This is a genomic window from Streptococcus pseudopneumoniae (assembly GCF_001073085.1).
Taxonomy (GTDB): domain Bacteria; phylum Bacillota; class Bacilli; order Lactobacillales; family Streptococcaceae; genus Streptococcus; species Streptococcus pseudopneumoniae_M.
On the sequence record NZ_JVFV01000028.1, the window covers coordinates 1 to 5,824 of the forward strand.

The following is a 5,824-nucleotide window of genomic DNA, read 5'->3' on the forward strand; positions in this document are numbered from 1 at the left end:
AAAAAACACAAGACAGAAATCAAATCCCTTCTTTCCCCCTTTCTCTGCTATACTACAAGTAGAGAAAGGGGGAAAGCAAATGCTTGAAAAGAATTATGAGAAGGTAAAAGGAATTGTCCATAGATGCCGAAAAGATTATTATCTCCACCTGTGGGAGAAAGAGGATTGGGATCAAGAAGGACTGATCTGCCTTTACGAACTTCTAGAAAAGCATCCAGAACTGGTGGAAGAAGAAAAGAAACTCTACGTCTACTTCAAAACAAAATTCCGTAATCGAATCCTAGATAGCGTCAGAAAACAAGAGAGTCAAAAACGTCGCCTGGATCGTATGGCCTATGAAGAAGTAGGCGAGATTAGCCATCGCCTACCAGAAGGAGGATTGTGGCTGGATGATTACTACGCCCTTCATGAATTGTTGGATAGTTATAGAAGAAAGTTACCACAAGATAAGCAAGAAGCCTACGACCGCCTCTGGGCAGACGAACGATTTAAAGGTCGCAAAGCCATGCTGAAAGAGTTAAAGGAAGTAATTCAGTAGAATTGAAAAAAAGTTAAAAAAAGGTGTTGACAAAGTAAGAAAAGTCGGTATAATAGTAAGAGTTGAAAATAACAACTCTGGTCCGTTGGTCAAGGGGTTAAGACACCGCCTTTTCACGGCGGTAACACGGGTTCGAATCCCGTACGGACTATGGTATGTTACAGATGAAACACTAGATGAAAAAAATTAAAAAAAGTTTCAAAAAAGTGTTGACAAGCGAAAGCGGCTGTGATATACTAATATAGTTGTCACTTGAGAGAAGTGAGTGACAAAGACCTTTGAAAACTGAACAAGACGAACCAATGTGCAGGGCACTACAACTGAAGTTGTAGTACTGAACAATGAAAAAAACAATAAATCTGTCAGTGACAGAAATGAGTGAGAACTCAAACTTTTAATGAGAGTTTGATCCTGGCTCAGGACGAACGCTGGCGGCGTGCCTAATACATGCAAGTAGAACGCTGAAGGAGGAGCTTGCTTCTCCGGATGAGTTGCGAACGGGTGAGTAACGCGTAGGTAACCTGCCTGGTAGCGGGGGATAACTATTGGAAACGATAGCTAATACCGCATAACAGTAGATATTGCATGATATCTGCTTGAAAGGTGCAAATGCATCACTACCAGATGGACCTGCGTTGTATTAGCTAGTTGGTGAAGTAACGGCTCACCAAGGCGACGATACATAGCCGACCTGAGAGGGTGATCGGCCACACTGGGACTGAGACACGGCCCAGACTCCTACGGGAGGCAGCAGTAGGGAATCTTCGGCAATGGACGGAAGTCTGACCGAGCAACGCCGCGTGAGTGAAGAAGGTTTTCGGATCGTAAAGCTCTGTTGTAAGAGAAGAACGAGTGTGAGAGTGGAAAGTTCACACTGTGACGGTATCTTACCAGAAAGGGACGGCTAACTACGTGCCAGCAGCCGCGGTAATACGTAGGTCCCGAGCGTTGTCCGGATTTATTGGGCGTAAAGCGAGCGCAGGCGGTTAGATAAGTCTGAAGTTAAAGGCTGTGGCTTAACCATAGTACGCTTTGGAAACTGTTTAACTTGAGTGCAAGAGGGGAGAGTGGAATTCCATGTGTAGCGGTGAAATGCGTAGATATATGGAGGAACACCGGTGGCGAAAGCGGCTCTCTGGCTTGTAACTGACGCTGAGGCTCGAAAGCGTGGGGAGCAAACAGGATTAGATACCCTGGTAGTCCACGCCGTAAACGATGAGTGCTAGGTGTTAGACCCTTTCCGGGGTTTAGTGCCGTAGCTAACGCATTAAGCACTCCGCCTGGGGAGTACGACCGCAAGGTTGAAACTCAAAGGAATTGACGGGGGCCCGCACAAGCGGTGGAGCATGTGGTTTAATTCGAAGCAACGCGAAGAACCTTACCAGGTCTTGACATCCCTCTGACCGCTCTAGAGATAGAGTTTTCCTTCGGGACAGAGGTGACAGGTGGTGCATGGTTGTCGTCAGCTCGTGTCGTGAGATGTTGGGTTAAGTCCCGCAACGAGCGCAACCCCTATTGTTAGTTGCCATCATTCAGTTGGGCACTCTAGCGAGACTGCCGGTAATAAACCGGAGGAAGGTGGGGATGACGTCAAATCATCATGCCCCTTATGACCTGGGCTACACACGTGCTACAATGGCTGGTACAACGAGTCGCAAGTCGGTGACGACAAGCTAATCTCTTAAAGCCAGTCTCAGTTCGGATTGTAGGCTGCAACTCGCCTACATGAAGTCGGAATCGCTAGTAATCGCGGATCAGCACGCCGCGGTGAATACGTTCCCGGGCCTTGTACACACCGCCCGTCACACCACGAGAGTTTGTAACACCCGAAGTCGGTGAGGTAACCTTATAGGAGCCAGCCGCCTAAGGTGGGATAGATGATTGGGGTGAAGTCGTAACAAGGTAGCCGTATCGGAAGGTGCGGCTGGATCACCTCCTTTCTAAGGATAAGGAATGCACATTGGTCTTGTTTAGTCTTGAGAGGTCTTGTGGGGCCTTAGCTCAGCTGGGAGAGCGCCTGCTTTGCACGCAGGAGGTCAGCGGTTCGATCCCGCTAGGCTCCATTGGTGAGAGATCACCAAGTAATGCACATTGAAAATTGAATATCTATATCAAATAGTAACAAGAAAATAAACCGAAAACGCTGTAGTATTAATAAAGAGTTTATGACTGAAAGGTCAAAAAAATAAGGTTAAGTTAATAAGGGCGCACGGTGGATGCCTTGGCACTAGGAGCCGAAGAAGGACGTGACAAACGACGATATGCCTTGGGTAGCTGTAAGTAAGCGATGATCCAGGGATTTCCGAATGGGGGAACCCAACAGGTACTACCTGTTACCCATATCTGTTAAGGATATGAGGAGGAAGACGCAGTGAACTGAAACATCTAAGTAGCTGCAGGAAGAGAAAGCAAAAGCGATTGCCTTAGTAGCGGCGAGCGAAACGGCAGAAGGGCAAACCGAAGAGTTTACTCTTCGGGGTTGTAGGACTGCAATGTGGACTCAAAGATTATAGGAGAATGATTTGGGAAGATCAGCCAAAGAGAGTGAAAGCCTCGTATTCAAAATAGTCTTTGTACCTAGCAGTATCCTGAGTACGGCGGGACACGTGAAATCCCGTCGGAATCTGGGAGGACCATCTCCCAACCCTAAATACTCCCTAGTGACCGATAGTGAACCAGTACCGTGAGGGAAAGGTGAAAAGCACCCCGGGAGGGGAGTGAAATAGAACCTGAAACCGTGTGCCTACAACAAGTTCGAGCCCGTTAATGGGTGAGAGCGTGCCTTTTGTAGAATGAACCGGCGAGTTACGATATGATGCGAGGTTAAGTTGAAGAGACGGAGCCGTAGGGAAACCGAGTCTGAAAAGGGCGCTTTAGTATTATGTCGTAGACCCGAAACCATGTGACCTACCCATGAGCAGGTTGAAGGTGCGGTAAGACGCACTGGAGGACCGAACCAGGGCACGTTGAAAAGTGCTTGGATGACTTGTGGGTAGCGGAGAAATTCCAAACGAACTTGGAGATAGCTGGTTCTCTCCGAAATAGCTTTAGGGCTAGCGTCGACATTAGAGATTCTTGGAGGTAGAGCACTGTTTGGGTGAGGGGTCCATCCCGGATTACCAATCTCAGATAAACTCCGAATGCCAATGAATTATGGTCGGCAGTCAGACTGCGAGTGCTAAGATCCGTAGTCGAAAGGGAAACAGCCCAGACCACCAGCTAAGGTCCCAAAATAATTGTTAAGTGGAAAAGGATGTGGGGTTGCACAGACAACTAGGATGTTAGCTTAGAAGCAGCTATTCATTCAAAGAGTGCGTAATAGCTCACTAGTCGAGTGACCCTGCGCCGAAAATGTACCGGGGCTAAAACAATTTACCGAAGCTGTGGATACCTTTATAGGTATGGTAGGAGAGCGTTCTATGTGTGGTGAAGGTGTACCGTGAGGAGCGCTGGAACGCATAGAAGTGAGAATGCCGGTATGAGTAGCGAAAGACAGGTGAGAATCCTGTCCACCGTAAGACTAAGGTTTCCAGGGGAAGGCTCGTCCGCCCTGGGTTAGTCGGGACCTAAGGAGAGACCGAAAGGTGTATCCGATGGACAACAGGTTGATATTCCTGTACTAGAGTATGTAGTGATGGAGGGACGCAGTAGGCTAACTAAAGCAGACGATTGGAAGTGTCTGTCTAAGCAGTGAGGTGTGAATTGAGTTAAATGCTTAGTTCTATAACATTGAGCTGTGATGGGGAGCGAAGTTTAGTAGCGAAGTTAGTGACGTCACACTGCCAAGAAAAGCTTCTAGCGTTTAAACATACTCTACCCGTACCGCAAACCGACACAGGTAGTCGAGGCGAGTAGCCTCAGGTGAGCGAGAGAACTCTCGTTAAGGAACTCGGCAAAATGACCCCGTAACTTCGGGAGAAGGGGTGCTGACATATGTCAGCCGCAGTGAATAGGCCCAAGCAACTGTTTATCAAAAACACAGCTCTCTGCTAAATCGTAAGATGATGTATAGGGGGTGACGCCTGCCCGGTGCTGGAAGGTTAAGAGGAGTGCTTAGAGGTAACTCGAAGGTATGAATTGAAGCCCCAGTAAACGGCGGCCGTAACTATAACGGTCCTAAGGTAGCGAAATTCCTTGTCGGGTAAGTTCCGACCCGCACGAAAGGCGTAATGATTTGGGCACTGTCTCAACGAGAGACTCGGTGAAATTTTAGTACCTGTGAAGATGCAGGTTACCCGCGACAGGACGGAAAGACCCCATGGAGCTTTACTGCAGTTTGATATTGAGTGTCTGTACCACATGTACAGGATAGGTAGGAGTCTAAGAGATCGGGACGCCAGTTTCGAAGGAGACGCTGTTGGGATACTACCCTTGTGTTATGGCCACTCTAACCCAGATAGGTGATCCCTATCGGAGACAGTGTCTGACGGGCAGTTTGACTGGGGCGGTCGCCTCCTAAAAGGTAACGGAGGCGCCCAAAGGTTCCCTCAGAATGGTTGGAAATCATTCGCAGAGTGTAAAGGTATAAGGGAGCTTGACTGCGAGAGCAACAACTCGAGCAGGGACGAAAGTCGGGCTTAGTGATCCGGTGGTTCCGTATGGAAGGGCCATCGCTCAACGGATAAAAGCTACCCTGGGGATAACAGGCTTATCTCCCCCAAGAGTTCACATCGACGGGGAGGTTTGGCACCTCGATGTCGGCTCGTCGCATCCTGGGGCTGTAGTCGGTCCCAAGGGTTGGGCTGTTCGCCCATTAAAGCGGCACGCGAGCTGGGTTCAGAACGTCGTGAGACAGTTCGGTCCCTATCCGTCGCGGGCGTAGGAAATTTGAGAGGATCTGCTCCTAGTACGAGAGGACCAGAGTGGACTTACCGCTGGTGTACCAGTTGTCTTGCCAAAGGCATCGCTGGGTAGCTATGTAGGGAAGGGATAAACGCTGAAAGCATCTAAGTGTGAAACCCACCTCAAGATGAGATTTCCCATGATTATATATCAGTAAGAGCCCTGAGAGATGATCAGGTAGATAGGTTAGAAGTGGAAGTGTGGCGACACATGTAGCGGACTAATACTAATAGCTCGAGGACTTATCCAAAGTAACTGAGAATACGAAGTGTTAAGGTTTTCTTGAGATTTGATAGATATTCAATTTTGAGTAGGTATTACTCAAAGTTAAGTGACGATAGCCTAGGAGATACACCTGTACCCATGCCGAACACAGAAGTTAAGCCCTAGAACGCCGGAAGTAGTTGGGGGTTGCCCCCTGTGAGATAAGGAAGTCGCTTAGCT

Annotated in this window: 1 protein-coding gene, 2 tRNA genes and 3 rRNA genes; all 6 read left to right on the forward strand. The window is 48.4% G+C overall.

The window, feature by feature from the left end; translation table 11 throughout:
- Window positions 1-79 precede the first annotated feature (79 nt).
- Window positions 80-538 carry a sigma-70 family RNA polymerase sigma factor gene (locus ADH90_RS06140; RefSeq protein WP_049530414.1) on the forward strand — a complete coding sequence of 153 codons (459 nt, stop codon included), beginning with the start codon at window positions 80-82 and terminating at the stop codon, window positions 536-538.
- Between the two features lie 79 nt (window positions 539-617).
- Window positions 618-689: transfer RNA gene (locus tag ADH90_RS06145), tRNA-Glu, on the forward strand.
- 242 nt (window positions 690-931) lie between these two features.
- Window positions 932-2,478: ribosomal RNA gene (locus tag ADH90_RS06150) — 16S ribosomal RNA — on the forward strand.
- A 50-nt stretch (window positions 2,479-2,528) separates the two neighbouring features.
- A tRNA-Ala gene (locus tag ADH90_RS06155) sits at window positions 2,529-2,601 on the forward strand.
- Window positions 2,602-2,727: 126 nt separating this feature from the next.
- Window positions 2,728-5,630 (forward strand): 23S ribosomal RNA (locus ADH90_RS06160).
- A 77-nt stretch (window positions 5,631-5,707) separates the two neighbouring features.
- Window positions 5,708-5,823, forward strand: a 5S ribosomal RNA gene (gene rrf / locus ADH90_RS06165).
- Together the 16S, 23S and 5S rRNA genes with 2 tRNA genes alongside form the textbook arrangement of a ribosomal RNA operon.
- The last annotated feature ends 1 nt before the right edge of the window (window position 5,824 follow it).

Excerpts from the sequence above, each read along its gene's own strand:
- ADH90_RS06140 (WP_049530414.1), top strand. The coding sequence starts at position 80 with ATGCTTGAAAAGAATTATGAGAAGGTAAAAGGAATTGTCCATAGATGC.